22 protein-coding genes are annotated in these 25,832 nt (G+C 42.5%); 10 read left to right on the top strand and 12 right to left on the bottom strand.

Features of this window, described 5'->3' with window-relative positions:
* Position 1 precedes the first annotated feature (1 nt).
* From ACQ93I_RS02280 to ACQ93I_RS02265, 4 genes are read right to left on the bottom strand one after another with little or no spacing between them, the layout of a single operon-like run.
* Positions 2 to 1,510, bottom strand: coding sequence for a proton-conducting transporter membrane subunit (locus tag ACQ93I_RS02280; protein WP_431696967.1), 1,509 nt, complete (start codon positions 1,508 to 1,510; stop codon positions 2 to 4).
* Complete coding sequence (locus ACQ93I_RS02275; RefSeq protein ID WP_266070008.1) at positions 1,507 to 1,860, bottom strand: Na+/H+ antiporter subunit C; 354 nt, start codon at positions 1,858 to 1,860, stop codon at positions 1,507 to 1,509. The genes ACQ93I_RS02280 and ACQ93I_RS02275 overlap by 4 nt, the downstream gene beginning before the upstream one ends.
* Positions 1,861 to 1,863: 3 nt before the next feature.
* The gene (locus ACQ93I_RS02270) at positions 1,864 to 2,277 is read right to left on the bottom strand and encodes a Na+/H+ antiporter subunit B (protein WP_266070009.1); all 414 of its coding nucleotides are present in this window, start codon (positions 2,275 to 2,277) and stop codon (positions 1,864 to 1,866) included.
* A gap of 4 nt (positions 2,278 to 2,281) precedes the next feature.
* A complete protein-coding gene (locus ACQ93I_RS02265; RefSeq protein ID WP_431696966.1) occupies positions 2,282 to 4,600 on the bottom strand; it encodes a putative monovalent cation/H+ antiporter subunit A in 2,319 nt (772 codons plus the stop codon).
* Between the two features lie 300 nt (positions 4,601 to 4,900).
* On the opposite strand from ACQ93I_RS02265, the gene ACQ93I_RS02260 reads away from it, so the two are divergent.
* The 3 genes from ACQ93I_RS02260 to ACQ93I_RS02250 all read left to right on the top strand — a co-directional run bounded on the left by ACQ93I_RS02260 (position 4,901) and on the right by ACQ93I_RS02250 (position 7,600).
* Positions 4,901 to 6,673 carry a M61 family metallopeptidase gene (locus ACQ93I_RS02260; RefSeq protein WP_431696965.1) on the top strand — a complete coding sequence of 591 codons (1,773 nt, stop codon included), beginning with the start codon at positions 4,901 to 4,903 and terminating at the stop codon, positions 6,671 to 6,673.
* Positions 6,674 to 6,943: 270 nt separating this feature from the next.
* Positions 6,944 to 7,387, top strand: a complete 444-nt coding sequence (locus tag ACQ93I_RS02255) for a DUF2975 domain-containing protein (protein WP_431696964.1) — start codon at positions 6,944 to 6,946, stop codon at positions 7,385 to 7,387.
* Positions 7,388 to 7,390: 3 nt separating this feature from the next.
* On the top strand, positions 7,391 to 7,600 hold the full coding sequence (locus tag ACQ93I_RS02250) for a helix-turn-helix domain-containing protein (protein ID WP_431696963.1): 210 nt from the start codon (positions 7,391 to 7,393) through the stop codon (positions 7,598 to 7,600).
* A gap of 373 nt (positions 7,601 to 7,973) precedes the next feature.
* Here the strand turns inward: ACQ93I_RS02250 and ACQ93I_RS02245 are convergent, their stop codons facing one another.
* The 5 genes from ACQ93I_RS02245 to ACQ93I_RS02225 form a co-directional block, all read right to left on the bottom strand.
* Positions 7,974 to 8,264: a FoF1 ATP synthase subunit delta/epsilon gene (locus ACQ93I_RS02245; protein ID WP_431696962.1), complete on the bottom strand. Its 291-nt coding sequence runs from the start codon at positions 8,262 to 8,264 to the stop codon at positions 7,974 to 7,976.
* Between the two features lie 85 nt (positions 8,265 to 8,349).
* Complete coding sequence (gene atpD / locus ACQ93I_RS02240) at positions 8,350 to 9,861, bottom strand: F0F1 ATP synthase subunit beta (RefSeq protein ID WP_431696961.1); 1,512 nt, start codon at positions 9,859 to 9,861, stop codon at positions 8,350 to 8,352.
* Positions 9,862 to 10,134: 273 nt separating this feature from the next.
* Positions 10,135 to 11,985 (bottom strand): glutamine--fructose-6-phosphate transaminase (isomerizing), encoded by a 1,851-nt coding sequence (gene glmS, locus ACQ93I_RS02235; protein WP_431696960.1) that lies wholly within the window; start codon positions 11,983 to 11,985, stop codon positions 10,135 to 10,137.
* A 3-nt stretch (positions 11,986 to 11,988) separates the two neighbouring features.
* Complete coding sequence (locus ACQ93I_RS02230) at positions 11,989 to 13,536, bottom strand: DUF4270 domain-containing protein (protein ID WP_431696959.1); 1,548 nt, start codon at positions 13,534 to 13,536, stop codon at positions 11,989 to 11,991.
* A gap of 32 nt (positions 13,537 to 13,568) precedes the next feature.
* The gene (locus ACQ93I_RS02225) at positions 13,569 to 14,378 is read right to left on the bottom strand and encodes a glycogen/starch synthase (RefSeq protein WP_265164961.1); all 810 of its coding nucleotides are present in this window, start codon (positions 14,376 to 14,378) and stop codon (positions 13,569 to 13,571) included.
* Positions 14,379 to 14,484: 106 nt separating this feature from the next.
* Here ACQ93I_RS02225 and panC point away from each other — a divergent pair, with 106 nt between their 5' ends.
* The 7 genes from panC to ACQ93I_RS02190 all read left to right on the top strand — a co-directional run bounded on the left by panC (position 14,485) and on the right by ACQ93I_RS02190 (position 20,995).
* Complete coding sequence (gene panC, locus ACQ93I_RS02220) at positions 14,485 to 15,333, top strand: pantoate--beta-alanine ligase (protein WP_431696958.1); 849 nt, start codon at positions 14,485 to 14,487, stop codon at positions 15,331 to 15,333.
* Positions 15,334 to 15,337: 4 nt separating this feature from the next.
* Positions 15,338 to 15,688 (top strand): aspartate 1-decarboxylase, encoded by a 351-nt coding sequence (gene panD, locus ACQ93I_RS02215; protein ID WP_266070019.1) that lies wholly within the window; start codon positions 15,338 to 15,340, stop codon positions 15,686 to 15,688.
* Between the two features lie 3 nt (positions 15,689 to 15,691).
* Entirely contained in the window at positions 15,692 to 16,657 is a 966-nt protein-coding gene (locus ACQ93I_RS02210) for a lysylphosphatidylglycerol synthase transmembrane domain-containing protein (RefSeq protein WP_431696957.1), read from the top strand.
* A gap of 36 nt (positions 16,658 to 16,693) precedes the next feature.
* The gene (locus tag ACQ93I_RS02205; protein WP_431696956.1) at positions 16,694 to 17,839 is read left to right on the top strand and encodes an alpha/beta hydrolase-fold protein; all 1,146 of its coding nucleotides are present in this window, start codon (positions 16,694 to 16,696) and stop codon (positions 17,837 to 17,839) included.
* A 24-nt stretch (positions 17,840 to 17,863) separates the two neighbouring features.
* Positions 17,864 to 19,228, top strand: a complete 1,365-nt coding sequence (gene radA, locus ACQ93I_RS02200; RefSeq protein ID WP_431696955.1) for a DNA repair protein RadA — start codon at positions 17,864 to 17,866, stop codon at positions 19,226 to 19,228.
* Between the two features lie 32 nt (positions 19,229 to 19,260).
* Entirely contained in the window at positions 19,261 to 19,785 is a 525-nt protein-coding gene (locus tag ACQ93I_RS02195) for a GNAT family N-acetyltransferase (RefSeq protein WP_431696954.1), read from the top strand.
* A 148-nt stretch (positions 19,786 to 19,933) separates the two neighbouring features.
* The gene (locus tag ACQ93I_RS02190; RefSeq protein ID WP_431696953.1) at positions 19,934 to 20,995 is read left to right on the top strand and encodes a peptidoglycan DD-metalloendopeptidase family protein; all 1,062 of its coding nucleotides are present in this window, start codon (positions 19,934 to 19,936) and stop codon (positions 20,993 to 20,995) included.
* A gap of 10 nt (positions 20,996 to 21,005) precedes the next feature.
* Here ACQ93I_RS02190 and ACQ93I_RS02185 read toward each other — a convergent pair whose 3' ends face one another.
* The 3 genes from ACQ93I_RS02185 to ACQ93I_RS02175 all read right to left on the bottom strand — a co-directional run bounded on the left by ACQ93I_RS02185 (position 21,006) and on the right by ACQ93I_RS02175 (position 25,813).
* The gene (locus ACQ93I_RS02185) at positions 21,006 to 21,977 is read right to left on the bottom strand and encodes an OmpA family protein (protein ID WP_431696952.1); all 972 of its coding nucleotides are present in this window, start codon (positions 21,975 to 21,977) and stop codon (positions 21,006 to 21,008) included.
* A gap of 16 nt (positions 21,978 to 21,993) precedes the next feature.
* Positions 21,994 to 22,755 (bottom strand): exodeoxyribonuclease III, encoded by a 762-nt coding sequence (locus tag ACQ93I_RS02180; RefSeq protein WP_266070027.1) that lies wholly within the window; start codon positions 22,753 to 22,755, stop codon positions 21,994 to 21,996.
* Between the two features lie 73 nt (positions 22,756 to 22,828).
* A complete protein-coding gene (locus ACQ93I_RS02175; protein WP_431696951.1) occupies positions 22,829 to 25,813 on the bottom strand; it encodes a GEVED domain-containing protein in 2,985 nt (994 codons plus the stop codon).
* Positions 25,814 to 25,832 lie beyond the last annotated feature (19 nt).

The raw sequence follows: 25,832 nt of genomic DNA, 5'->3' as shown, positions 1-25,832 counted from the left end.
TTTATTTTCTTAGTACCGTATTAATATATTCCTGATTGTCCATAAGTTCAAATGCGATCCTTTCAGCCAGATTCTGAATATTCCCTGCCCCAAATCCAAGATAAAGACTTACAATAGACAGGAAAATAATTGGCGCCAGCATTTGAGTCTTTTTAATATTTGTCAACTTATTAAAGTACGGAAAATTCCGCACTTCAGGCAACTTCTCTCCCGTCTTCCAAAACACTTCTCCCCACAGCTTGATAATTACAACCAGGGTTATAAAACTGGCAAAAATAATGGCTCCTATCACTATGAAATTGTCTGTAAACCAACCTTCAGAAATTAAAGAAAGCTTTGGCCAGAAACCCGATAGCGGCGGAATTCCCACCAGGGAAAACAGGGGAATAGCAAACAGCAGGCTCAGCTTTGGATGATCGGCATAGAAATCACCAAGCTTTTTGATGTTATGGTTTGCCTTGATCTTGTAGATCACACCACTCACCATAAACAGGTTCGTCTTCACCATAATATCGTGAATAAGGTAAAAAATAGCACCTGCTATGGCCATTTCGGTCATCATTCCCAGACCGGCTATCATATAACCTATATGGCAAATCACCAGGTAAGAAAATATCTTCCGGATGTTATTCTGAACAATTGCACCTACAGCGCCACTAAAGAGCGTAAGAACGGCCACAGCGAGCAGAACGTTCTGCAGGAATGGATCTACTTCAAAAATGAGCGTAAACACCCTTATCAAAGCGTATACTCCCACTTTGGTTAGTAAGCCTCCAAAAATGGCAGAAACAGCCGATGGTGGGGTGTGATAAGAGGCCGGCAGCCAGAAATAAAGCGGAAACAGTGCCGATTTAATTCCGAAGCCAACTAAGAACAGTAGGGCATTTACCTGCACAAGAGTACGATTCTCTACTGCTGCCACCTTCGAGGCAAGATCGGCCATATTAAGGCTTCCTGTGAGTCCGTACAGAACTGCTATAGCAGTAAGAAAGACAATTGAAGCCAGTATGTTAAGCGTAAAATATTTTACAGCACCTTCAAGCTGCGCCTTTTCTCCCCCAATGGTGAGCAAGACAAAGGAGGTGATAATGATGATCTCAAACCAAACATAGAGGTTAAAGATATCACCCGTAAGAAAAGCACCGTTAAGCCCCAGCAACAGAAAATGAAAAATAGGAAAAAACCCGAATTTTAAACGGGCCGGGATGACAGAGCCGGCCGAGAAGCTGGACACTGCAACACCTGCAATAGCAGTAAGCAAGACAAGGGTTGCTGCAAAAGTATCAGCTACAAAGGTTATACCGAATGGCGCCTCCCAGTTTCCTGCCTGTATAGAAAGTGTTCCCTCCTGCCACACCGTAACAAAAAGCCACACTGCCACTCCCAGGTTCAAAAGACTCCCAATGATGCTTATAACCCGTTGCGAGCTAATTCGGCTCCACAGGAACATGAGCACAATCGCCAGGAGCATTTGTGTAATAAGAGGATAAATAACTAACTGTTCGATCATGAGTATTCGTCTGTTGCGTTCATTTCATCAAGATCATCGGTCTTCACCACTTTATGGGCTCTTTTTACAAGCACAATAGCAAATGACTGCAAACCAAAACTGATGACAATAGCTGTAAGTATAAGTGCCTGCGGAAGCGGATCGGAATAGGCTTCAAGAAAAACTTTTGAATCTCCGGGGATGATTGGCGGTGAACCTTTGGCTATGCGCCCAAGCAGGAAAATAAGGAGGTTTGCTCCATTTCCTAAAAGGATGATGCCAATAATGAGCTTCACTAAACTGCGCCTAAGAATCATATAGATGCCCGAAGCGTACAGCGTACCCACCATGATCGCTAAAAGTACTTCCATAGGTTATACAGATTCAGATATAGTGAATATAATGGTTAAGGTCACTCCCAGTACTACCAGGTAAACTCCAATATCAAAAAACAGGGCCGATCCTAAATTTCCCACTATGGGTAAATGATGAGGATACCATAAACCGGTCATAAGAGGTTTTCCTGCAAAGATGATGGGAGAAACACCACTTAAAAAAGATACGGTCAATCCTGTAGGCATTAAAAACCCGGGATGAAATCTTATCAACTGTCGTGTATCTCCAAGCCCGTTTGCAAAAGCATGCAGTACAAAGGCAATAGAAGCAATCAAACCACCCACAAAGCCTCCACCCGGCAGGTAATGACCTCTAAGCAGTATGAATACCGAGAACACAAGAAGCAACGGCAACATATAATTGGAAGCAGTACGTAGTATAATTGTCTTCATTGTTTTAATCTTTTAGTTCCCTGTCATCTCTTCTCAACCTGAGCTTAAGCAGGCTGAATACTCCTATGGCTGCTATGGTAAGCACCGATATTTCCATTAACGTATCAACCCCTCTAAAATCTACCAGGATAACGTTGACCACATTCTTCCCTTTGGCCATGACATAAGCATTATCTGCATAGAAATTACTCACTTCTTTGTTCACCGGTTCTCCCAGGACTTCAAGAGCGATGAGTGTAATAAGAATACCAAAAGAAACAGAGAGTACCCCATCTATGGCTTTCATCTTATAATCGGAGATTGAAAGATACTTTGGCAGGCTCGAAAGTACCAAAACAAATAATATCACCGTAAGGGTATCAATAGAGAACTGCGTCATTGCCAGGTCGGGCGCACTGTATATCACAAACATGAGGCATATAGCATAGCCCACAACCCCCATAGCTACCACGGCTGTTAATCTTGATCTCGCGCCTACCACAAAAAGGATTGCCATGAACATGATTCCCATGATGATCATTTCATAATAAGTCATTCTTGAGAAGGAAGAGAAATCTATAGGTATCCCGTCATGGTCAGAAAAAAGAGAATATCCTACCAGCACCACCAAAAACAGTATGATTGTGGAAACATAATTCCGCAGAAAACCATTTTGGAAGATGCGCGTCCACCAGTTGGAAAAAGTCCTGAAACTATTTCCGAAGTTGTTTACCAGAGTAAGAGGTGCAATAAAGTCAAATCGTGCTACACCTTTTTCTTTCTTTTTAGATGGCTTTACAAGAAAGTACAAAAGAAAACCGACACCCAGGGTAAGAGCACTTAATCCCAATACTGTGTTGAAACCGTGCCACAACTTGAGATGTAGCTCAGAGTCATCTATTCCCACTGCATTTACTAGGGGCTGAACCAGTGGCCCGTCTATGAGGCCGGGAAAAATACCCACAACCAATCCAAGCACAGCAAGGATCACCGGCGGAAGCCACATAAGAAAGCTTGGCAGGTGCACTTTTGAAAAACTTTCAGGAAGTTTACCCGTAAAAGGTTTTATTCCAGCAACAAAGCCTGCATAAAGCACCAAGATATTTGTCGCTATAGCTAAAACAGTAAGCACAATGGCCCAGGAGCCCATATGTAAAGTAGATTCGTAAACCAGGTCTTTTCCTATAAACCCAACAAAAGGCGGCATTCCGGCACTGGACAGTGCAGCCAGAAAACCTGCGATTGCAACAGGGAACATCACTTTACGCAATCCGGCAAGACGTGTGACATCTCGCGTTCCTGTTTCGTGATCAATAATACCTGTTACCAGGAATAAAGTGGCTTTATAGAGTGCATGAACAATGATATAAACAGTCGCAGCCGTCAAAGCATATTCCGTTCCCAACCCAATAAGAAAGACCAGGAGCCCCAGAACCGCAATGGTAGAATAGGCCAAAACCCCTTTGAGATCGGTCCTGAAAAGAGTATGCACGGCAGCATAGAACATAGTAATTCCTCCCACGGTAATAAGCGTGGTATTCCAAATATCCTCTCCTCCCAATACAGGTGTAAATCTCAACAAAAGATAAATCCCTGCCTTGACCATGGTAGCCGAATGCAGGTAAGTAGATACCGGAGTTGGCGCTTTCATTGCTCCCGGTAGCCAAAAATGGAATGGAAACTGCGCCGATTTTGTGAAAGCTGCGCCAAAAATGAGAAGGACAATCCAGAGGTAAGATTCGCTTTGAACAATGCTGTCGCTAAGCCCCACCATCTCACTTATACTGTAAGTTCCTGCCACGCCTCCCAGCAATAGCGCCCCGGCAAGTAAAAGAAACCCTCCAGATCCTGTTATGGCAAGAGCAAGCACAGCCGACTTTCGGGAGGCTTCACTTGTATTGTTAAACCCAATAAGAAAAAAGGAACTTATACTTGTCAACTCCCAAAAGATAAACATTGAGAGCAGGTTGTCGCTCAAAACAAGGCCCAGCATGGCACCCATAAACATACCAAGATATCCGTAAAACCTGTCCAGGTAATCATGCCCCTTTAAATAGGCCGCGGTATAGGCAAAAACCAGGAAACCAATTCCTGTAATTAATAGTGAAAACAGCAGGGAAAGCCCATCGAGAGCAAAGTCAAGATTGAGCCCCAAACTTGGCACCCACTCGTAATTGGCCCTTATCACCTCGCCATTGGCTACCTGTGGGATAAAAGAAAGAAAGTACAGGAACAACACCAGCGGAACGAGTGATGAAAGTACAGCAAGTTTACCTTTGAAATATTTTCCGGCAAAGACCAGAAAAATGGAAAAGATAAAACCTAAAAGTATAGCTGAAAGCATAGGGAACGTTCAAATAACTGGAAAGACAAATATAGCAGGAAAAACTGAGGATTTAAACCCATTGACGCTTTTTACGAGTACCGAATTTCAAAAAATTGTGAGATTTATGCACAAAAAATGTGGACGAAGTTGTCTTTTATTTAATTCCGGGAACTAAAACAGCTTCTGCAGCAGAATTTTTCATTCTGAAACTCAGGTACTTTCAAACTACAAAAGATCTGCTGCTTCTCAAGCTACAGATAATTCCTTCAGGAGCAGCAGTCTCCCCAAATTTTTCTATTTTCAGACAAAATTTTTTCTATGCGTATCTTTATCCTTTTTCTCCTTGCAACTTCCGTTTGTTTTGCTCAGAAAAACACCTACCGTATTTCATTTGAAAATGCAGAACACCACGAGGCCAACATTAAAATTTCATTTCCCGATCTTGAGCAGGATAGCCTTACCGTGCGAATGAGCCGTACCTCTCCGGGCCGTTACGCCCTACACGAGTTCGCAAAAAATGTCTACGAGGTAAAGGCAACAAACTCTAAAGGGGAACAACTGGAGATTTTAAGACCCGATCCCTACTCCTGGATTATTACAGGTCATGACGGACAGGTAAACCTTGAATATATTCTCTTCGGAAACCGCGCCGATGGAACTTATACCCAAATTGACCAAACCCATGCGCACCTTAACATTCCCGCCACTTTTATGTATTCAGAATCCCTGAAGCAAAGGCCTGTAGAAGTCATTTTTGACACCCAACAATTCCCAGATTGGAAGATCGCCACCCAGCTGAAGCAAATTGACAGCAACACATATTACGCCCCAGATCTTTATTACTTCATGGACAGCCCTACCGAAATCAGCAATTTTGACAGCAGGGAATTTGAAATTGACGGGCAGGTGATAAAATTCGTGCTGCACCACCCCGGCACTTCTCAGGAATTTGATGATTATTGGGAAAAGACCAAAGAAATAGTAAGACAGCAAAAAGCCATTTTTGGAGAGTTACCAGAATTTGACTTCAAAAAATATACTTTCCTGGCCTGCTATATGCCACAGGTTTCTGGCGACGGCATGGAACACAGGAACAGCACCGTCTTAACCAGTACATCAAGCCTGGCCGAAGGCGGTATGGATGGCAATATTGGCACCGTTTCACACGAGTTCTTTCACGCATGGAATGTGGAAAGGATACGGCCCGAATCTCTTGAACCTTTCGATTTTACTGAAGCTAACATGAGCGGCCTCCTATGGTTTGCCGAAGGATTCACCAGTTACTACACCGGTCTCACCCTTACCCGCGCAGGAATAATTACTCCTAAAGCTTATGCCAAAGGCCTCAACGGCACCTTCAATTACGTTTGGAATTCTCCTGCACGAGCATATTTTAACCCGGTAGAGATGAGCTATCAGGCGCCGTTTGTAGATGCAGCTGCTTCCATTGATCCCGTAAATCGTGAAAATACTTTTATCTCCTACTATTCCTACGGAAGCATGCTCGGCCTGGCACTAGATTTACAGCTGCGTCAAAAAGGGCAAAATCTTGATGCTTTTATCCAACTGGTTTGGGAAAAATACGGCGAACCCGAAATTCCGTATGAGCTGGAAGATCTACAGGATGTTCTTGCCGCATACGCAGGAAGTGATTTTGCTGAAGATTACTTCGGAAAGTACATCTACAACAGTGAAATGCCAAATTATGAACAACTACTTGCTGAAGTTGGACTCCTTCTAAAAAGAGATTCCAAAAATGCCTTTTTTGGAGCTTCAGTTCAAAAGGATGATGAAGGATTTTACATAAGCAGCAATCCGAAGAAGAATGCACCCGCCTACAAGGCCGGACTCGATATTGGCGACAGGATTTTATCTGTAAACGGCACCACTCCCAAAGCAGATAGCTCCTGGAAAAATGAATTCGGGCAGTATAAACCGGGAGAGCAGCTAAAACTGGAAATTGAACGCTTCGGAAAAAAGATGCATAAAACTGTCACTTTAGAAGCTGATCCTGGCTTTGAGATCTCAATAGATAAGAATGCTTCTTCAAAAGCTGTAAAAGCCAGAAAGGCCTGGTTATCGGGGAAATAGGAAAAGTCGTGGGCTTTTAGCTATTAACCTTTGGCTTTGGCGCTGCTGAAAAATGCTTGGGCTAAAGCCAAATTTTTTAGAACTCTCTTTTCCACGGGCTGAAGCCCGTGGCAATAAATCTGGAATTTTTAAAATTTTCATTAAATCAAAACTTTAAAAATTATTGTTTATCAATAATTAATCTATATTTGTTATTGATAAACAACAATCCTATCTAATGAATGCTTTTAAATTTTTCGAACCGTACTTGCACTGGCACATTTGTCTCTTGTGATTCTCCTCTTTTTGGCTTCTCTATTCCTGATTTATGTTCTGGCTGGCGGCAGCATAACCTATCCTTATGAAGTCACCGGTGAAATCCTAGCGAAATCCCATGCTTCTCTTACAAGTCTACTATGCTATTTTATGGTAATAACAGGTGGATATCTTTACTTCTTTAATCTTCTCCGCCAACTGGCCCAGAGCATGGGCGGAAAATTATTTACGCAAGATCAGGTCAAGAAGTTTAAACAGGCCGGTCGCCTACTGATACTCCTGACCATTATAGAAAATTTCTTTGCTTCTGTTCTCGCCTTAATTTTTGAAGGAATTAATATGGAATTCTCTTTTGCAGACATCTTATTGTTCTGCGGATTTGGAAGTTTTCTTCTCATATTAGGAGAGGTTTTTGCCAGGGGCAGATTCTATAAAGAAGAAAACGAACTCACAGTATAACCCATGGCGATAATTGTGAATCTCGACTCCATGCTCGAAAAGCGGAATATAAAAAGTAATGAATTGGCTGAGAGAATTAACATCACCACTGCAAACCTCTCCATACTTAAAACAGGAAAAGCCAAAGCTGTTAGATTTTCAACCCTGGAGGCCATTTGCAGGGAACTTGAATGCCAGCCAGGAGATATTCTGGAGTATATCAGCGAAGACTAGAGGTATTTAATAATTGCATTCCTTCTAAATTGGGCTAAAGCCCGACTTTTTCATGATTTTTTGACCACGGGCTGAAGCCCGTGGGAATTCAGGTGATCATTGTCTTTCAAGACAATATTTCGCTCCTCTGGAGCTCATTTTTTAGCGCATTGCTCTTCTCCTATAAATATGCCGCCTCTCCAAGGCTCAGAAAAAGCTCCGGAGGAGCGAAATATTCCTAGAAGAATCATCCTTTAAAAAAGGAACTTCAGAGGAACGGCATACCATTCTCCTAAGCTCCAGAGGAGCGGCATACTCTAGCAGAGTTTTTATTTTTTTACAAACAAAAAACCCATTGCTTTCACAACGGGTTTTTAATATATTTTATTTCAGCTTAATCAGCCAGGACAATGACTTTATTGTCTTTCATCTCAACCACTCCACCTTCCACTGAAAGGATTAGAATCTTACTGTCAGTTGCATCTCTTTTGAAGCTTTTGGCAAGATCTTCAGAATTTACCGGATGAGAATGCGTATATACTTTGATCTCTCCTTTGGAAAGCACCGAAACTATGGGAGCGTGGTTGTTCAACATCTGGAACTGCCCTTCAACTCCCGGCACACTCACAGAATCAACTTCTGCACTAAGCAAAACCGCTTCAGGAGTAACTATTTCTAAATACATAATTATCTAAATTACAAATTTCAAATCCCAATTCCAAGAGCTTGTTCTTTTGGAATTTGGAATTTGTGTATTGGGATTTCTCCGCTTATGCTTCAGCTAACATTTTCTCACCGGCTTCGATAGCCTCTTCGATAGTACCTTTAAGGTTAAAGGCAGCTTCGGGCAGGTGATCAAGTTCTCCATCCATGATCATATTAAATCCTTTGATGGTTTCTTTGATATCTACAAGTACTCCTTTAAGACCTGTAAACTGCTCGGCTACGTGGAACGGCTGAGAAAGGAAACGTTGCACCCTTCTTGCGCGTGACACGGCCAGTTTATCTTCTTCAGAAAGTTCTTCCATACCAAGGATGGCGATGATATCCTGAAGTTCTTTATATCTCTGTAGTAACTCTTTTACTCTCTGAGCACAATCATAATGATCTGCACCAAGAATATCAGCTGTAAGGATACGTGAAGTAGAGTCAAGAGGATCTACCGCAGGGTAGATACCAAGCTCGGCAATCTTACGTGAAAGTACAGTTGTTGCATCAAGGTGGGCAAAGGTCGTAGCCGGTGCCGGGTCAGTCAAGTCATCTGCAGGTACATAAACCGCCTGTACAGATGTAATAGATCCATTTTTGGTAGAAGTAATACGCTCCTGCATCGCACCCATCTCTGTTGCAAGTGTAGGCTGATATCCTACCGCAGATGGCATACGTCCAAGAAGTGCAGACACCTCAGAACCTGCCTGGGTGAATCGGAAAATGTTATCTACGAAGAAAAGTACGTCTTTCCCCTGTCCTTCTCCTGCTCCATCACGGAAGTATTCAGCAATGGTAAGACCAGAAAGAGCCACACGAGCACGTGCTCCTGGAGGTTCGTTCATTTGCCCGAACACGAAGGTAGCTTTAGACTCTAAAAGAGCATTCTTATCTACTTTTTGAAGATCCCATCCGCCTTCTTCCATAGAATGCATAAAGTCTTCTCCATATCTAATAATTCCAGATTCAAGCATCTCTCTCAAAAGGTCATTTCCTTCACGTGTTCTTTCTCCAACTCCTGCGAATACAGAAAGACCTCCGTGACCTTTTGCAATGTTGTTGATCAACTCCTGGATAAGTACTGTCTTACCAACCCCTGCACCTCCAAAAAGGCCAATTTTACCTCCTTTTGCATAAGGTTCAATAAGGTCAATAACCTTGATCCCGGTAAATAAAACTTCAGTAGAAACAGATAGATCTTCAAATTTTGGAGCCTCTCTGTGAATTGGCAATCCATTCTCTGCGGCTTTAGGTATATTCCCGAGTCCGTCAATAGCATCACCAATCACGTTGAACAAACGACCAAAAACTTCCTTACCAATTGGCATCTGGATAGGCGCTCCAGTTGCAAGCACCTCAACCCCCCGGCTCAAACCATCGGTAGAATCCATAGAAACTGTTCTTACTGTTTCTTCTCCAATGTGAGATTGAACCTCAAGAACCAATACAGATCCATCTTTCCTGGTAATTTCAAGTGAATCATAGATCCTTGGCAATTCAGCATTCTCTGTGTCGAACTTAACGTCAACAACAGGGCCGATAACCTGTGCAACTTTACCTGTAACTTTAGACATTATCTATTCCTTTAATATTGAGTTTTTATAAATACCTAAAAAAGAACCAGTAACAACTTTTAAACCTTCATAAAAAGCCGTTGTCTTTTTCAGGCTGCAAAGATAGTTTTTTTGTATAAAAGTCTCTAAGAGAAATAATAACTTTTTCACTAAAGCGCAATCTGGATCTCCCAAATTGAAAAACACCTTCCAAAAATGACATTTTTGGAAGGTGTTAAAGAAAGAAAGTCCGCAGGAGTTGCGGACTTTCAGAAAAACTTCAGCAATAAAATTTTATTCTACTGTAACCGATTTTGCAAGGTTCCTTGGCTGGTCTACGTTCTTACCAAGCATTACTGCGATGTGATAAGAAAGCAACTGCAACGGAATCGTGGTAATAAGCGGTGTAAGCGATTCGATAGTATCGGGTACTTCGATGACGTAATCGGCAAGATCACGTACACTGGTATCTCCTTCAGTAACTATCCCAATTATTTTACCCTGTCTGGATTTTATTTCCTGAATATTACTTACCACCTTTTCATAATGTCCTTTTCGGGTAGCGATCACCACTACGGGCATCTCTTCATCAATAAGGGCAATAGGACCGTGCTTCATTTCGGCAGCAGGATAACCTTCAGCATGAATATAGGATATCTCCTTCAGTTTTAAAGCTCCTTCCAAAGCAACCGGGAAGTTAAATCCACGTCCAAGATACAGGCAGTTGCGTGCATCTTTGTATTTGAAAGCTACTTCTTTTATATGATCATTTCCCTGTAGCGCAATCTCTATTTTTTGAGGAATAGTTTCGAGTTCCTGCAGGTGCATATGAAAATCTGTATTCGACATACTTCCTTTTGCCTTAGCAAGCTTTAAAGCTATCAAGGTAAGTACAGTGATTTGCGTAGTAAAGGCCTTTGTTGAAGCCACCCCAATTTCGGGACCTGCGTGGGTATAAGCACCCGCGTTGGTCTCTCTTGAAATGGAAGATCCAACCACGTTACAAACCCCAAACACAAAAGCTCCTTTTTCTTTGGCAAGCTTAATAGCCGCCATGGTATCGGCTGTTTCCCCACTTTGGGAAATAGCGATCACTACATCATCTGAATTGATAATGGGATTACGGTATCGGAATTCTGAAGCATATTCTACTTCAACAGGAATGCGCGCCAGATCTTCAAAAATGTATTCGGCTACGAGCCCGGCATGCCACGAGGTACCACAAGCCACAATAATAATTCGGCGTGCGTTTAGAAAACGCTCAAGATTATCATCTATCCCGGCCATGCGAATAATACCTTCTTCGGCATTTAATCTTCCACGGTAAGTATCTTTTATTGCACTGGGTTGCTCATAGATCTCCTTGAGCATAAAGTGATCAAAATTGTTCTTTTCGATCTGCTCCAGGTTGAGCTGCAACTCCTGAATATAAGGATCGACCAGGGAATCATCATGGATCTTTCTCACCTTTACTCCTTTGTCGCGTCTTACCACAGCCATTTCACCATCTTCAAGGTAAATTGCATTATTGGTAAATTCAATAAACGGAGAGGCATCTGAAGCTATGAAATACTCATCTTTCCCAACGCCAATCGCAAGCGGACTTCCTAAACGAGCCACCACAATTTCATTTGGCTTTTTCTTGTCAAAAACAGCAATGGCATAAGCCCCCACAGTTTGGTTAAGTGCAATTTGCACAGCTTTACCAAGCTTGACGCCTTCTTTGGCAATAACATCTTCAATAAGATTTACCAAAACTTCGGTATCGGTATCAGACTCGAATTTGTATCCGCGTTTGGTCAATTCTTTTTTAAGACTCTCATAATTTTCAATAATCCCGTTATGGATGATCACAAGATCTCCGGAATTTGAAAGATGAGGATGGGAATTGACATCATTAGGTACACCGTGAGTTGCCCACCTGGTGTGACCAATGCCAAGTGTGCCCGAAGTACTATCGAGTTCACTCTCCATCTTCGCCTTAAGATCGGCTACCTTTCCTTTGGTCTTACTTACTTTTAAATTTTTGTCATCATACAGTGCTATCCCCGCACTATCATACCCCCTGTACTCCAGTCTTTGAAGTCCTTTCAATACAATTGGATATGCTTCTCTGTGACCAATATATCCTACTATCCCACACATATTCTAATTCTTTGGTTCTGTATAATAAATCTTCAGTTTGAGGCGCTTATCCTCATTCTGTGCATCTGGGCCATAAAGAACAGTGGCCTCTGGTGTTATTAAAGCACCCCCGGGAACTCTATCCACTTCAGGATTAGCCGCAGGCAATACTTTGTATGTCGAAATTAAATTTACATTTTGTGTTACCACCAGCCCCAGCTTAACATTGGTAGAATCCTTATTTAAAAGCTGATCTACATAACGGGTAATTCTAATCTTAAAACTTATTCCCTTCCCATCTTCATCTCTTTCTAATGGTTCGAGATGGCGACGGTTTGAAACTGAAGCCATGGTATTTGGCTGCCCATTTGCATCCAAAATATAATCGGCCAATATAGTATTATTCTTCAAATCATAGAGATAAACCCTCTCAGCCTCATCTACATCGCTAATGTAATCTCTGTTCACAAAGAACTCGAGATGTGCTTCATTTATGAGCCAGTTATTTTCTCTTAGGGCTTCAAGTTCATCAGAAACCCCATCATTATTTGCATCGGGACCAGAGAAAAGATCTATTACGGCCATAGAACCTTCCCCACCTTTAAGGTAGAGATTCTGGTCGTCATACTGTGGCGCTTCCTGTTCAAAAGTATTTACCCGCACACCACCAAAGTCTAAACTAAAGGCTCTTCTTCCTTCAATAAGTTCTTCTCTGTCTCCATCATCGTCAGAATCATTCCCGTCAACTATTTTTGTCTTGTAGTAAATAGTAATTCCGGCATCTGAATCAAGCAAATTAAGCAGCATCATTGTGCCACCGGCGCCTACTTTATCAGCTTTTAAATACAATCCTCTAAAGTAGTTCCTGAAGTTTTCCTGATTAAGCAAAACTGAACTACCTGCTTTGTCAAGAATCTTCTTCTGAAAGAAATCGTTTTTCAGCTTCAACCTTAAAGCCGGAGCCATAGCTACTGTATCTGCAACTCCCATGGCATCTACACTATACTCCAAATAACCTTTGGGAGAAGGAATGAAATTATCCCTCTCGTAAATTGGCTCTGGATTGATGTTGTTCATGATCTTTGGCTCCAGATTGGAATAATACTTCTGAGTTTGCTCAAAATTTGTGTCGGGATCGTAATTATTCAGAAAATAACCAGATTCATAAACTGAAAGCTTGATAGGCGCGCTTCCGTAAACAGAATCAAGTACATATCTCACCTCGTCATTCTTAAGTACTTCATGAGAAAGATATGGAATAGTAAGTACCACACTGTCAACCACAGGATCGGTTCCAAAAGAAGGATCGAACGAGCTAAGCTCAAGGTTAGACAGCACGCTTGCTTCCTGTGTCCCAAAAACATTATCGGTATAAACCCCAAGAAGGTTAAGAGGCAAACTGTTGGTTTGTACAGGAGGAAGATCGTAAGAATGTGCAGAGATAAACGTTTCATCATAAACACTGGCATCAAAGCCGGGCTCTCCAATTACATCACTTCCAAGAGTTTGAAAGTCATCTTCACAAGCTCCTAACAAAAAAACAACAGCCAAAACTGTTGTTGTTTTCAACATTATATTCTTTAAATTCATTGATTTTTTTCTAATTATGATAGCACCTTTGTGGTATAAAATTCCTGATAAGCCTGGGCAAATTCTTCCCGGTTCTTATAACCTAATACCGGCTTGTCAAGTTTACTCAAATATTTCTTTAACTCATCGGGAATATTATCTCCTGCGATAACAACAGCATCAGAATTATCTACGGCTGTTTTCATTATATTCACATAAGACGGTTTCTTAAGGTGTTTCACCTGTTCGTTTTCAAGACCATCAAATAAAACTTTCTTATACATTTGATTATCTAACGTTCCATCAAAGTCCTGATTGTATACAGAGGTCACAATTTTTGCTTCGTTGAACAAAGGCTCATTGCCATAATAGTTACGAAGGTACAGTGGCAGCAGTGAAGACAACCATCCATTCACATGTATAACATCTGGTGACCAGTTGAGTTTTTTAACAGTTTCAATCACCCCTTTCGCGAAGAAAATGGCTCTTTCATCATTATCGGGGAAAAGATTCCCCTCTTCATCTGTAAGTGTGGCCTTTCTTTTAAAATAATCTTCGTTATCTATAAAGTACACCTGCATTCTCTCTTTGGGAATAGATGCTACTTTAATAATTAGTGGCATATCAAGGTCGTTGATAACCAGGTTCATTCCAGAAAGTCTAATGACCTCATGAAGCTGATGCCTTCTCTCATTGATGTTCCCAAACCGGGGCATAAATATGCGAATTTGGCCTCCCTGGTTGTTAACCATTCGGGGGGCTTCAAAAGACATAGATGAAATTTCGGTTTCGGGCAAGTAGGGAATAACTTCAGATGATACGTACAATATCCTCTTATCTTTCATAGGATCACTTTAATGCTGTTGTAAAATAAAAACACGCAAAAATACAAAATTTTATGCAGATTGCCAGTATTATATTAAGTTTGCAGGCCCTTAATTTTGGAATAAGATGCAGATTTTAACGGAGAAAGAAGCTCTCAAGAAGCAGGTTAGAGCCTTAAAAAATGACCGGCACAGTATAGGTTTTGTTCCTACCATGGGAGCATTACATGAGGGTCACCTCTCGCTAATTGAACAGGCCCTTTCTACTTGTGATAAGGTAGTTGTAAGTATTTTTGTCAATCCTACGCAATTTAATAACCCCGAAGATCTTCAAAAATATCCGCGCACATTCGAGAAGGATGTGGAGCTCATAAAACAGGTGAGCGATGATGTAATTGTCTTTTCCCCTGCAGCATCAGAAATGTATGGCGACAGCATTTCTTCGGAAGAATTTTCCTTTGATGGGCTGGAACATCAAATGGAAGGGAAGTACAGGAGTGGCCATTTTAACGGGGTAGGAACCATCGTTAGAAGGTTATTTGAAATGGTAGAGCCCGATAAAGCCTTTTTTGGAGAAAAAGACTATCAGCAATTACAAATAATAAAGAAGCTGGTAGAAAAACAGGGATTGAATGTTGAAGTGATAGGCTGCCCTATCTACCGGGAGAAGAACGGATTGGCCCGAAGTTCCCGCAATGAAAGGTTAAGCCCCGGTGAACGACAAAAGGCTGCATTCATTTACGAGATTCTGCAAAAAGTGAAGGAGGATTTTGGCACAAAAAGTGCTAAAGAGATTACCACCTGGGTGTCTAACCAGTTTGAATCTCAACCTGGTCTGCTTCTGGAATATTTTGAAATAGCCAATGCAGACAACCTGTTGAGTGCACAGGAAGAAGATATGACAAAGAAGTATCGCGCCTTTATTGCCGCCTATTCTGGCGACATCAGGTTAATTGATAATATAGCTTTAAATTAGCAGTATGCAAATCCACGTTGTAAAATCAAAAATTCATCGCGTAAAAGTCACCGGTGCAGATCTTAACTACATTGGCAGTATTACTATTGATGAAGATCTTATGGACGCAGCCAATATCATTGAAGGTGAAAAAGTGCAAATTGTGAACAATAACAACGGTGAAAGACTTGAAACCTACGCAATTCCGGGACCTCGTAACAGTGGCGAGATCACCCTTAACGGTGCTGCCGCTCGCAAAGTGGCAAAAGGAGATATCCTTATTCTTATCACCTATGCTATTATGGATATTGAAGAAGCTAAGAGTTTTAAGCCCTCTCTTGTGTTCCCTAACGAAGAAACCAATCTCCTCAATTAACTCTTGAAGAAAAAAATTTTCAGGTTTTCGAAAACTTTTCTTCCACTATTACTGGGAATCTTTTTGATATGGTATTCCCTTAGCAGTGCAACTCCCCTGGAGCGGCAGGAACTATGGAACAACATTCTCCTTGCCGACCTAAAATGGGTTTTTCTAAGTGTTTTCTGCGGAATACTATCTCACCTTTCCCGTGCCTATCGCTGGAAGTATCTTCTGGAACCTTTAGGATACAAGCCCCGGCTTGCCAACAGTTTTATGGCTGTAATGGGAGGTTATCTCGCCAATCTGGGTGTACCACGATCTGGTGAAGTATTGCGTGGGGCAACTATTTCTACCTATGAGAATGTTCCGTTTGATAAAGCTTTTGGAACCATAGTTTCAGAAAGAATAGCCGATTTGGCAATGGTGCTGCTCATCACCACCTTCGGCTTCCTCATTCAAACCGAAAACCTTATCAATTACTTCGAAAACAACAACATCAACCCTTTCCTCTCTATGGGGATACTGCTTGTACTTATCATCATTGGCGTAATTTTTCTCAACCTGGTGCGGCGCTCAAATCACCCTTTAATGATCAAGATAAGAGATTTTGCACGGGGACTGCTTGAAGGAATGCGAAGTATTGTAAGGATGAAAAAGAAAAAGGAATTCCTTTTTCACACCCTTTTTATCTGGACCATGTACCTGTTGATGTTCTACGTCATCAAATACGCTATCCCCGAAACTAATTCGCTATCTCTGGCCGGCTTCATGGCTGCCTTTATTGCCGGTTCTTTTGCTATTACCACAACTAATGGAGGAATAGGAGTTTATCCTATAGCAATGGGTGCCGTACTGCTTCTTTTTGGGATCAATCAACAGGCCGGGGAAGCCTTTGGATGGATCATGTGGGGATCACAAACCCTTATGGTAGTTATTCTCGGCGGACTTTCCTTCTTATTTCTACCAATTTACAATCAGAAGAAATAAAATTTTATATTGCTTTAGGAAATAAACCTACTGCATATGAAGAAATTATACATTTTAGCCTGCCTGTTTTTAATAGTCCAGTTAAGTTTTTCACAAACCATTTACAAGACTATAAATTCTTCAAAACTTGGAGAACAACGGGAACTTAAAATTCAGTTACCCCGCAATTACGACCAGAATACCGATAAAATTTACCCGGTGATCATAGTCCTGGATGGAGACTACCTTTTCGAACCTATGGCAGGGAACGTCGATTACTATTCTTACTGGGATGAAATTCCCGAAACCATTGTAGTAGGCGTAAACCAGTTGCGAAGCAGGCATGATGACTGCTCCTATGACCCCAAGAATTTTCTCCCCGAGAAAAAAGGTGCCGACTTCTTTGAATTTTTAGGCATGGAACTACTCCCTTTTATTGACAACAACTACCGCACTTCGAGGTTTACGGCTATTGCAGGACACGACATTACTTCAAATTTCATCAACTACTACCTCTTCAAACCAAATCCTATCTTTAAGGCTTACATCAATTTAAGCCCTGATTTGGCTCCCGAAATGAGCAACAGGATAGCACAATCTCTTTCAAAGGCCGAAGCGCCTTGCTGGTACTACCTAGCAACAGGCTCCAATGACGTCCCCGATCTCAAAAAGCAGGTGACCGCCTTTGATCAACAACTGGCTGTGATAGAAAATAAGTATCTGCATTACGATTTTGAGAGTTTTGAAGCTGCCAATCATTACACACTAATTGCAAATGCACTACCACGGGCCCTGGAGCACATTTTTCAAACATATAAACCTATAAGCCTCGAAGACTACGATAAAGTAATCGCCCTTGAAGGTTCAGCTTTCGAATATCTCCTTGAAAAATACAGCCTCATTGAAGGAAATTTTGGTATTCAAAAGCCCGTAAGAATAAATGATTATCTCGCTATAGGTAAGGCTTTAGAGTACCGTGAGCAATGGGATGAACTGGAAAAACTTGGCGAACTTGCCCAAAAACAATATCCAAACATGGCGCTAGCCAATTATTACCTCGCCCGCTCTTATGAAGCCAATGGCCGACCTAAAAAAGCTATGAAAACTTACCAAAGTGCTTATGGGAAAGAAGAAGTAGCCTTTATTACGGTTGATTTTATGCTGAAAAAAGCCGACCTAATTAAACAAGATTTCGGTTATTAGCAGCTCATTTGAAGCAACTCATCAATGGCTAAATCGAAGACCCTGTATTACTGCCAAAACTGTGGCGCACAACACAGCAAGTGGCAGGGCCAGTGCAATTCCTGTCGCGAGTGGAATACACTGGTTGAAGAAGTAGTACAAAAAACCGAAAAAAAATCCTGGAGTAGTGAAGCTGCGCCGGGGGTTCGAAAAATAGCAAAACCGCTGCGAATTTCTGAAATTGAGATTTCTAAAGAAGAACGGCTCAAAACCAATAATCAGGAACTGGACAGGGTGCTCGGCGGCGGCATAGTTCCCGGATCTCTCACCCTTTTGGGTGGGGAACCCGGAATAGGAAAAAGTACGCTTCTGCTTCAAATCTCCCTTAATTTATCTTACAAAACCCTGTACGTTTCAGGCGAAGAGAGTCAGCAGCAAATTAAGCTTCGGGCGCAACGTATCAACCCAGATTCCGACAATTGCTTCATTCTCACAGAAACAAAAACCCAGAACATTTTTCAGCAAATAGAAAAGCTGCAGCCCGAAATCGTCATCATTGATTCCATTCAAACCCTTCAAACCGATTACATTGAAAGCGGCCCCGGTAGCATTTCCCAAATTCGCGAATGCACCGCCGAGCTCATAAAATTTGCGAAAGAAACGGCTACTCCGGTTATTCTTATTGGCCATATCACCAAAGAAGGAAGCATTGCGGGGCCTAAAGTCCTTGAGCACATGGTTGACACGGTGCTACAGTTTGAAGGCGATCGCAATCACGTTTACAGGATTTTAAGAGCGCATAAAAATCGTTTTGGCTCCACCAATGAACTGGGGATCTATGAAATGCAGGGGAATGGTCTTAGGGAAGTGAGTAATCCTTCAGAAATCCTTATTTCCAAAAATGAGGAAGACCTTAGCGGTACCGCTATTGCTGCCACTCTTGAAGGCATGCGGCCTTTGATGATAGAAGTGCAGGCGCTGGTGAGTTCGGCGGTATATGGCACTCCGCAACGCTCAGCAACAGGCTACAATGCCAAGCGGCTCAATATGCTGCTGGCGGTACTCGAGAAAAGAGCAGGTTTCAGGCTGGGCGCCAAAGACGTTTTCTTAAATATTACCGGCGGAATTTCTGTTGATGATCCCGCCCTTGACCTCGCTGTGGTTGCTGCCATTCTCTCTTCAAACGAAGATATTGCCGTGCCCAAAGACATCAGCTTTGCAGCCGAAATTGGTCTGGCAGGCGAAGTTAGGCCGGTAACCAGGGTCGAGCAACGCATTCTTGAAGCCGAAAAACTTGGCTTCAGCAGCATTGTTGTTTCTTCTCAGAATAAATTTCCTAAAAGTAACTTCGGAATAAAAATTCAAAAAGCTTCAAAAGTGGAAGATGTCGTGAGCTTTCTCTTCGGATAAAAAAGCCTTATCTTTTGCTGAAAAAATCTATTATGCCATCCAAAAATGTCATTTTTGAGAAGCTTTCTTCAGCCCATCTTCAAGAGCTGAAAGAGTTAAGCCAAAGCACTTTTACCGATGCCTTTGGAGACCAGAATAATGCTGAAGATCTCCAGGGCTATCTCGATCGTGCTTTTAACGAAGAACAGCTCAAAACCGAACTACTCAACCCGCGTTCAGAATTTTACTTTGCAAAACTGGAGGGCGAAACCGCCGGTTACTTCAAGATCAATTTAGGCGATGCTCAAACCGAATTTAAGGACGAAGACGCCATGGAACTGGAGCGAATTTATATAAGGAAGGAGTTTCAGAATCAAAAAATAGGACAGAAGATCCTGGATACCGTTATAGAAATGGCCGTACAGCGAAAAATGAAGTATTTGTGGCTGGGAGTCTGGGAGCATAACCCTCGCGGCATCAATTTCTACCTGAAAAATAAGTTTGAAGTTACCGGAAGTCATCCCTACATGGTGGGGAACGACCGGCAGACAGATAAAATCATGAAGCTTTTCTTCTGAAAATCTGAGGTGTCAAAAATGGCATTTTAACCCCGGCTTTTTAGACTTTTACCTGGCATAGTTTCTGCATTTTAAGGGCGTGAAGAACTTTGTAACACATTTTACAGCGCTATTGGTTTTATTTTCTGTGGTAATCTCCTGTTCAAAAATGAACAAAGCCCGGGATTTCTTTACCACACCAACAGCAAGAGAACAGTATGAGCGGGATTTTGACAGTGACCCGGCGGCTTTTGTTCAGTGGAAAAAGACTTTCGAAAATACCCTTTTTGACAGTATAACTGTTACGCCTCCTTATTTTGAAGCAGGCAAGTTTACAGCCCCGCAAAATCATATCTACACCTACAAAATTTCCCTCAATCCAGGAGAGCGGCTGCGCACACAGGTACAAACAGATTCCCTGAATACACTTGTCTTTATAGATCTATACCGGCAGAAAACAGATTCAGTTGTAAGCTACGAGCACGTGAAATCGGTCAATTTTGGAGACACTGAAATTCAGTATGAAACAGAACATCCCGGAATATATAAGATCCTCCTTCAGCCGGAAATCAATTCCACTTCAGCATTTTCAATGAAGATATTTACAGAGCCTGTTTATTCCTTTCCGGTAGCCGATAAAGGCAACACCGCGGTACAGAGTATGTGGGGCGCCACGAGAGACGGAGGCCGAAGAAGCCATGAAGGAATTGACATTTTTGCCCCCAGAGGCACGCCCGTGGTTGCAGCCACTTCTGGCAGAGTATCTTCAACCGGGAACAAAGGCCTGGGCGGAAAACAAGTCTGGCTGCGCGACAGCAAGCGGGGAAATTCCCTGTATTATGCACATTTGGACAGCATTATAGCCCGTCCCGGAATGCGGGTAAAAGTGGGTGACACCCTGGGGCTTGTAGGAAATACGGGTAATGCACGCACCACTCCGCCGCACCTGCATTTCGGCGTGTATAAAGGCTATAGAGGCGCACAGGATCCCCTGCCCTACGTTTTCAAACCCTCGCCTCCCAACGAATTTATTCCGAAGTTTAATAAGGCATTCCTGCGTGCAACCGGTACGGCTAACCTGAGAAAAGGGCCTTCAACTAAAGCTGAAATTGGCAGCCGCGCCAACACAAACGACACGCTACAGTTTCTTGGAGAAACGACCGACTGGTATCACACCAGGCTTAAAGATGAAAATTTCTTCATCCATAAAAGCCTGGCGTCACCATTGTAAAAAGTTTAAACTATTCGAATTCCGGCTCCTGGAGCAGCCTGTTAATTTCATCAAGCTTTGGAGTGAGGATCACCTCGATCCTGCGATTTTTTGCACGGCCTTCGGCAGTGTCGTTTGAAGCTACAGGTGCGTATTCTCCCCTTCCGGCTGCGGTAAGGTTTTCAGCATTGATCCCGGAATTCTCCAGTAAAAGCTCAACTATAGCCGTAGCACGCTTTGTGGAAAGGTCCCAGTTATTGGTAAGCTGGCCACTCCCTTTGTAAGGAACATTATCTGTGTGCCCTTCAATAAGAACAGCGATATCTGGATTTTCAGCCAGTACAGAAGCCAGTTGTTGTACCGCCTTTCTTCCCTCTGCTCCCACTGCCCAGCTACCTGAGTTGAACAGGAGCTTATTTTCCATAGAAACATAAACTTTTCCATCTCTCTGTTCTACGGTAAGGCCTTTTCCTTCAAAATTTACAAGGGCCTTAGAAATGGCATTTTTGAGGGCATTCATTTTGGCGTCTTTTGCAGCGATCATACTCTCCAGTTCATCCACACGCTTAGAGCGGGCCGCAAGATCTTTCTGCAGTTTTTCTAACCTGTTCTTTTCCTGAAGCAAAGCTTCTTCTTTAGCATCAAGCTCGGCTAAAAGCTCACGATTTCTTCGGGAGTTTTCGGCGAGGGCCGACGAGCTGTTTGCTTCAAGAGCATCATAAGAGGCTTTAAGTTTCTCATAGCTTGTTTTGGTGCTATTGTACTCCTCCTGTAACCTGTCTCTTTCAGCTTTGGTTTGTTCATATTGTGCCTGTAAAGCTGCAAGATCATTTTCGTTTTGGCGATATTTTGCTTCCAGATCATCAAATTCCCTGGAAAGTTCACTGTTATCTTCCTGCAATTGCGCATGCCTGTCTTCGAGGTCTTTGTACACTTTTGAAGAAACACAGGAAGAAAGTAAAACCGAGCTGCTCAAAAGAGCGAATAAGATATTTTTTTTCATAAAATAGGGGTTTGGTTTAATCTAATTCAAGAAGAACGGGACAGTGGTCGCTATGTTGTGCATCGGGTAAAATAACGGCTCGCTTCAACCTGTCCTTTAGCGGCTCGCTCACCATGTTATAGTCAATTCTCCATCCTTTGTTGTTTCCACGGGCACCGGCACGGTAGCTCCACCAGGAGTAATGCCCGGGTTCAGAATTAAAATGCCTGAAAGAATCTACAAACCCACTCTTTATAAAATTGCCTATCCATTCCCTTTCTACCGGTAAAAATCCGGAGGTATTTTTAAGCCGTACAGGATCGTGAATATCTATTTCTTCATGACAAATATTGTAATCTCCACAAATCACGAGATTCGGAATTTCCTGCTTTAATTCATTAATATACTTCTGAAAATCGGCCATATACTGCAGTTTATGGTCGAGGCGGGCAATATTAGTTCCCGATGGCAAATACAGGCTCATTACCGAAACATCATCAAAATCTACCCTCACATTGCGACCTTCAAAATCCATGTAATCTATCCCGGTGCCAAAAACCACATTTTTAGGCTCTTCCTTGCTCAAGATAGCAACCCCGCTATAGCCTTTTTTTACAGCCGGATACCAGGAATTGTACTTGTACCCCAAATTCTCAAAAGGTTCATGGTCAAACTGCTCTGGGGTAGCCTTTATTTCCTGCAGGCAAACCACATCGGCGTTAGTTGATTCCAGCCAGTCAATAAACCCTTTTTTAATGGCAGCTCTAATTCCGTTTACGTTGTAGGAAATTATTTTCATTCTTTACATTTTATGCTGTCAAAAATAGCATTTTTAAAGGGCCTTTAGAAAGAATGAAGTCAGACTTTTTTAACTACTGTACAATAATACGTTTCACTTTACCCTCGTCTCGCGTTCCCATACGCACAAGATAAACTCCCGATGCAGCGTAAGACATATCAAGAGAATAAGAATAGGCTGTGGCCCCTTTTTTCACCATGGCCTCCACCAGTTTTTGCCCCAACATATCGTGCACGGTTACCCACAGCGGGCGTTGGTATGGCGTGGTAAAATTGAGGCTGAACATATCTTCTTCGGAAGAAGTGATCACAAATTCGCCCTGCTGTATTTCAGATTCTTTGATCCCGTCTACCAGCACCACAGTATAATCTTCGGTAGTACCATATTGCATCACATTACAGGAGTCATTAAGATTTCCATCGTAACCGGGGCTAACGTCTCCTGCTCTTGCCCTTAGAATATGCTCTCCCAAAGTGGCATTTTCGGGAAGTGAGAATTCAAATACTGTAGGAGCCGAAGAGGAAATTATGTCACCAGATCTCACCAGTTGCTCTTCAGGCTCAAAAACGGCGTTGTCATTAAAATCTATCCACATAGAGAATTCATTACTGCTATTAGACACCACTCCTACCTGGTGCACCTCCCGGGTGATGTCCAGTCTGGTAGAAATACCCAAAAAGTTGTTGTAACCGTCGTCACAATAGATATTTTCATTGACGATCTCTTCCAAATAGAAGCTGTTAATACCATCTCCAAAAGCGCAGGAAGAACCCTGGGGAATACAATCGAGTTGAGCAATGGTCTCCACAGTCGCATCATTGGCAGTATCACTGTCGTTTTCGAGAAAAGTAGACGCTACTATAGTGTACCTCCCGTTTGCTGAAAAATCGTACGGATTATTGAAAGAATACGTGATTTGAGAATCTACTTCCAAAGTTTCGTTTATAGTTTCGGTCACTGGAGTTCCGCCGTTTACCGTATAACCAACTTCAAAACCGGTTTGCGCTTCTCCTCCAAAATTCTCAATTACTACAGTAATATTTTCAGTGGCAAGGTTTGAGCCGGTTTCGGGATGTACAATTTGTGTGATCCCAATATCATTGGGCGGCAGGTTAGTAATTTCAACTTTTAAAGAATCATTTTCGGGGTTCATATCCCCTTCCAGAGCTGTACTTACAAAAAGCTCATATGTTTCTCCGGAAATGGAAAAGTCTATTTTTTCTGAAAAAGTGAATTCCACCTGCTCTGTTGAAGGAATGGTACCGCTGAAGGTTTCTGTCACTACCTCGTCATCGTTCACCTGGAAAATCACAGGAAAATTTGATTGAGCTTCAGTACCAAAATTCCTTATGGTAACAGTGAGGTCTTCGCTAGCGGAAAGGCTTGAAGAGACAGGAGACGTGATTGCAGTTATCCCCACATCTTTTGCAAATTGAGGTGCCAGTTTAAAGACACCCACCCTGTTTAGACGCGAGCCTGGCTGAAAATATTCTGCATTGTACCAAAATGTTTCATTATCAACAGGGTCAATACTGGTATGGGCATAGTCTCCATACCGGTTACTTTCACTAGCTGAAGTACTTTCCACAAGGGTCACCTCCTGTAGCGTCATTTTGTTGAGCGGATCGTTAAAATATCTTCCTGTAAATTTTAAAGTGGGTAGTATGGGCGATTCGGGACTGTCGTTCACCAAAGTAAATCCCATTCCAATATTTCCATGTTTATCGATGTTCATGCTTCCACACCAGCGGTCGCTATCATCGGGCGCATAAGTTCCCTCCTGATGTATCTGCCACGCCTGGTTTTCTCCATCCTGCCTAAGTTCGTACCACCTTATCCCTGCGTGTTCTGCAATGCCGGGATCTACATCTACCACAAAATTGAAGACTACAGAATTATGAGTGGCAAACCTTCTGTATGAAGTTGGATACATCAGGGCGCCCTGCAAGGCATCAAGTTCGGGTTTACTAAAAGGTTGAGATAAATTGGAAAAGCCTCCCCCGTCAAAAGTGCTTTTAAAAGGAGTGAGCCCTTCCGAAGGTGTTATTTCCTGTGCTTCCCTTATGGTTGAATTTCCTATGTTATTCCAGTCTACATTGACAAGCCATATTTTAAGATGATCTACGTTAATCCCCATCCAGGAATCATCCTGAAAATAAATTACCGGCATATTTCCCGGTGGCGGCGGTTCACTACCGGTTGCATTAAAAGCTGCCGGACTGTAAAAGCCGTTGTTCCTCACCCCCGGAAGTGGAAAGCCCACATGCCTGGCTACCTCTCCTCTTATCATTTTCTCCCTTTCCAACACAAATACTACTTCACTGATTTCCGGGTCATCCAAATCCTGATTTGTAGTGACATAATAACCATCACTCCAAACAAAGAATTTTGGATAATCGGGAAAAGTACCTGTAGCAAACCTGTAAGTGTACCATCCGTCATTAACGGGATCGGGACCTCTCGAAATAGCTACGAGCAGTGCATTGGTTGGATCAACTTTATTCGGGCAACCCTGGGTAGGATTATAAGGGCAACCGGCAAATTGTGTGATGATGAACCTATCGGCAAATTGATCATAAAGCACAATGGGATCTCCCAGCCTTTCTCCTGAAAATTCCCCTCCCAGGGAAGCTATATCGGTAGGCGGCAGAAGCACATTTCCCTGCTTGTCAAAAACTGAAAAACCCGAATTATAAGCGTTAACGTAGTGATTTGGCCCGGCAGCTCCGGTAGGATCTGTAGGCGTATGAAAAAGGTTGGCGGCATCAAAAGAGAGAATGGCCTGTTTCACGGGAATAGTTCCCTTCTTTTCCTGCAAAGCTGCGTCTGCACCTTTAGGATATCCTTTTCCCGGCACTACCCTGTTGGCGGTGCGGTTCTTGGGATTTACTTCTTTTCTTTCACTTATGGCCGGGATCAATTCTTTGGCAGAGAGAGGTGCAGAAACAGATGGTTTTGCCACTCCCTGTGAAACGGGCCCCAATAGCTCTTTCTCCTGGGCAGAAACATCTAAACTCAGGAACAGGACCAGAAAAAAAAGAAAATAGTTCTTCACCATAAAGCAAGCTTTGACCAAT

It is taken from the genome of Salinimicrobium sp. WS361 (genome assembly GCF_050750585.1).
In the GTDB taxonomy this organism is placed as follows: domain Bacteria; phylum Bacteroidota; class Bacteroidia; order Flavobacteriales; family Flavobacteriaceae; genus Salinimicrobium.
This window is presented reverse-complemented; position numbering and strand designations above follow the sequence as displayed.